This is a genomic window from Phyllobacterium myrsinacearum (assembly GCF_002980555.1).
GTDB lineage: Bacteria > Pseudomonadota > Alphaproteobacteria > Rhizobiales > Rhizobiaceae > Phyllobacterium > Phyllobacterium myrsinacearum.
The window spans coordinates 1-294 of record NZ_PVBT01000035.1; the positions used below are offsets into that span (position 1 = coordinate 1).

Annotated in this window: 1 protein-coding gene; it reads right to left on the minus strand. The window is 48.0% G+C overall.

The annotated features are described in order from the left end of the window. Nucleotides 1-29: 29 nt before the first annotated feature. A complete protein-coding gene (gene lpp / locus C5750_RS26250) occupies nucleotides 30-266 on the minus strand; it encodes a murein lipoprotein Lpp (protein WP_000648420.1) in 237 nt (78 codons plus the stop codon). Nucleotides 267-294 lie beyond the last annotated feature (28 nt).

A 294-nucleotide genomic window follows, 5' to 3' on the forward strand; every position in this document is an offset into this window, starting at 1 on the left:
GTGCGCCATTTTTCACTTCACAGGTACTATTACTTGCGGTATTTAGTAGCCATGTTGTCCAGACGCTGGTTAGCACGAGCTGCGTCATCTTTAGCAGCCTGAACGTCGGAACGCATTGCGTTCACGTCGTTGCTCAGCTGGTCAACTTTAGCGTTCAGAGTCTGAACGTCAGAAGACAGCTGATCGATTTTAGCGTTGCTGGAGCAACCTGCCAGCAGAGTAGAACCCAGGATTACCGCGCCCAGTACCAGTTTAGTAGCTTTCATTATTAATACCCTCTAGATTGAGTTAATC